The sequence below is a fragment of the uncultured Bifidobacterium sp. genome, assembly GCF_959020155.1.
Lineage (GTDB): Bacteria > Actinomycetota > Actinomycetes > Actinomycetales > Bifidobacteriaceae > Bifidobacterium.
Window position 1 is genome coordinate 1 of record NZ_CAUERC010000056.1, and the last position, 3,717, is coordinate 3,717.

Sequence of the window (3,717 nt, forward strand, 5' to 3'; positions counted from 1 at the left end):
CCCCAATCATTGGTCACGTTGTGGCAGATCGAACAGTATGGTTCGTTCTCCGCCACGGCCAAGGCCACGGGTTGGTCGCAGCCGGCCATCAGCCAGCAGATCAAAAAGCTGGAGGCACAGTGCGGTTCGACTCTGGTGCAACGCACCTCGCATGGTGTGGAACTCACCGCCACCGGTTCGATGCTCGCCCGCCACGGCGAGGCCATCGCCGATCGGCTGGAGCGGGCGGCCCGTGAAGTCGAGGATTATCGGCATCATCGGTTTGCTCACCTGCATTTGGTGGCCCCACCGTCAATCTGCTCTACTATCGCGGCCCGTACCGTGGTCAAGCTCAGTATGTTCACGGACATCGAGCTGAGCCTGATTCAGATGGAGCCGCCGGAGGCGATCGGCCTGATTTCCCAAGGCAAGGCCGATGCCGCCGCCGTGTTCCGCTACAGCAGCATCCCGAACTTCCTGCACATCGGCGACGACCTGACCTTCCATTCGCTGGGTTACGACCCGATGCGACTGCTGGTGCGCCGCTCCAGCAGCATCGCCAAACGATTCGAGGAGACCGGCGAACCTGTGCCGCTGTCCGCCGCCAAAGACGAGCATTGGATCGCCGGCTGCCCCACCTGCCGCGCAAATTTGGTGAAACTGGCCACCCGTGCCGGATTCAAGCCGGATATCCGCCACTGCACGGATGATTACTGGGCCACGCAGAACCTGGTCGAGGTTGGTATGGGCGTCTCGCTGGTGCCGGCGCTCGATACGCATATCAACTTGCAGGGCGATCTGGTGGCCTGTCCCATTGCCGACGATTTTGCGGCGCGCGAGGTCGGCATCGTGACTCGTGCCGGCGACCATCGCCCCGCGCTTGGTTCATTGCTCGAGGAGCTCGAGCGCACGGCACTCAAATATTTGAGTGCCAAGTAGTCGCACAGCGATAAGCAAGCTTGCGAGCGCCATCACGATTTCGGGGAGCCAGACCGTTGAGCAGCCCTTCTGCACCGGGAACAATGACATGTTATGAGCATGAACAACATTCCCCAGTCAACGACTTTGAGCAACGCAACCGCCGGCACCTCTTGCTTTGATGCCAATCACATCGACGTGACGACCATCGAGGATCTGGAGCAGGTCGGTTCGGATAAATGGACCCGTTACCCCGGCTGCATCGGCGCATTCATCGCCGAGATGGATTACGGTCTGGCACCGTGCGTGGCCGAAGCCATCGAAGAGGCTACTGAACGTGGCGCGCTCGGCTACATTCCCGACCCGTGGAAGAAGGAGGTCGCCCGCTCGTGCGCCGCATGGCAGCGCCGCTACGGCTGGGAGGTGGATCCAACGTGCATCCGCCCGGTGCCGGACGTGCTGGAGGCGTTCGAAGTGTTCCTGCGCGAGATCGTGCGCGCCGGTAACTCCATCGTGGTACCGACTCCGGCCTATATGCCGTTCCTAAGTGTGCCGCGTCTGTATGGCGTGGAGGTCCTTGAGATTCCGATGCTGTGCGCGGGCGCCGGCGAGAGCAGCGGGCGCAATGATGAATGGCTGTTCGATTTCGACGCCATTGAGCAGGCGTTCGCGAACGGCTGCCATGCCTTCGTGCTGTGCAACCCGCACAACCCGATCGGCAAGGTATTGACGCGCGAAGAAATGCTGCGATTGTCCGATCTGGCCGCCAAGTACGACGTGCGTATATTCTCCGATGAGATTCACGCGCCGTTCGTCTACCAAGGCCACACGCATGTGCCATTCGCCTCAATCAACCGGCAGACGGCCATGCAGGCTTTCACCTCCACTTCAGCCTCGAAGTCGTTCAACATTCCCGGCACCAAGTGCGCGCAGGTGATTCTCACCAATCCGGACGATCTGGAACTATGGATGAGGAACGCGGAATGGTCCGAGCACCAGACGGCCACCATCGGTGCCATAGCCACCACTGCGGCCTATGACGGCGGCGCGGCATGGTTCGAGGGCGTGATGGCATATATCGAGCGCAATATCGCGCTGGTCAACGAGCAGATGCGCACGAGATTCGCCAAGGTGCGCTATGTGGAGCCGCAGGGCACGTATATCGCGTGGCTGGATTTCTCGCCACTGGGCATCGGCGACCCGGCCAACTATTTCTTTAAGAAGGCCAACGTGGCGTTGACAGACGGCCGTGAATGCGGCGAGGTCGGGCGCGGTTGCGTGCGTATGAACTTCGCCATGCCCTACCCGCTACTGGAGGAATGCTTCGACCGCATGGCCGCCGCACTTGAGGCGGACGGGTTGTTGTAGAACAGAATTGCGGCTCCCCTCAAAGAGGGGAGCCGAGGAACGGCCGAATTAGTCGAAGTCGGCACCGAGGGCTTCGAGTTTGCCGCGGAAGTCGGCATAGCCTCGGTCGATCAGGCTGATGCCGTGCACGTCCGAGGGGCCTGACGCGGCCAAGGCCGCGATCAGATGGCTGAACCCACCACGCAGGTCCGGCACGTCGATGTCGCGTCCGGTCAGCGGGGTCGGTCCGAAGATCACGGCGGAATGCTTGTAGTTGCGCTGCCGGAAACGGCAGGGCAGCGAGCCCAAGCACTCGCGGTACAACTGGATGGTGGCACCCATCTCGACCAGCGGCTTGGTAAAGCCAAAGCGGTTCTCGTACACGGTCTCGTGCACAATCGACAGGCCATTGGCCTGGGTCAGGGCCACCACGAGCGGCTGCTGCCAGTCCGTCATGAACCCGGGATGCACGTCGGTCTCGATAGCCACGGGCTTTAGGTCGCCGCCCGGATGCCAGAAACGAATGCCCTTATCGGTCACTTCGAACTTGCCGCCCACCTTGCGGAACACGTTGAGGAACGTAATCATCTCCGGCTGGGTGGCACCCTTGACGAAAATGTCACCGTGCGTGGCGAGCGCGGCGGACGCCCAGGACGCGGCCTCGATACGGTCGGTCAGCGACGTGTGCGTGTAGCCTTGCAGCTCCTTGACGCCTTCAATGCGGAAGGTGCGGTCCACGTCCACGGAAATAATCGCGCCCATCTTCTGCAGCACGCACACCAGATCCATGATCTCGGGCTCGGTGGCCGCGCCCGACAGTTCGGTCTTGCCTTCGGCCAGCACGGCAGCCAGCAAAGTCTGCTCGGTGGCGCCCACGGACGGGTACGGCAGGTGGATCTTCGCGCCGTGCAGGCCGTTGGGCGCGGTGATGTGGATGCCGTCCTTGTGTTCCTTGTCCACCGTGGCGCCCAGCTTGCGCAGCGTCTCCAGATGGAAGTCAATCGGACGTCCGCCAATCGCGCAGCCGCCCAACGCGGGAATGAACGCTTCACCCAAACGGTGCACGAGCGGGCCGGAAAACAGGATCGGGATGCGCGACGAACCGGACAGTGTATCCACGTCGGCCACATCGGCCAGCTGCACACGCGAGGCGTCGATGGTCACAATGCCGTTCGCACCGTCCACATCCACGTCCACGCCGTGCAGACGTAGCAAATCGGACACCACATGCACGTCACGAATCTCCGGCACGTTCTTCAGCACCGACTTGCCCGGTGCCAGCAACGCGGCGACCATCGCCTTGCTCACGAAGTTCTTCGCGCCACGCACCTTGATCGTGCCATTCAAAGGCTTGCCGCCCTCGACATGCAACACGTCATCCGGATTCTCAGCCACGCCACTCTCCTCAATCAATCAAGATTCAAAAAATGCTACCGTCCAGTTTGCCATAAGCCATGTGCCGACTCCGTGAAA

The 3,717-nt window shown here is 61.7% G+C and carries 3 protein-coding genes; 2 read left to right on the forward strand and 1 reads right to left on the reverse strand.

The genetic code is table 11. The annotated features are described in order from the left end of the window. Positions 1–918, forward strand: a 918-nt coding sequence (locus Q5H31_RS08150; protein ID WP_302457668.1) for a LysR family transcriptional regulator, incomplete at its 5' end; no start/stop codon positions are given. A 93-nt stretch (positions 919–1,011) separates the two neighbouring features. After that, a complete protein-coding gene (locus Q5H31_RS08155; protein WP_195227048.1) occupies positions 1,012–2,265 on the forward strand; it encodes a MalY/PatB family protein in 1,254 nt (417 codons plus the stop codon). Between the two features lie 48 nt (positions 2,266–2,313). Here Q5H31_RS08155 and murA read toward each other — a convergent pair whose 3' ends face one another. Then, on the reverse strand, positions 2,314–3,639 hold the full coding sequence (gene murA / locus Q5H31_RS08160) for a UDP-N-acetylglucosamine 1-carboxyvinyltransferase (RefSeq protein WP_007056295.1): 1,326 nt from the start codon (positions 3,637–3,639) through the stop codon (positions 2,314–2,316). Positions 3,640–3,717: the final 78 nt, after the last annotated feature.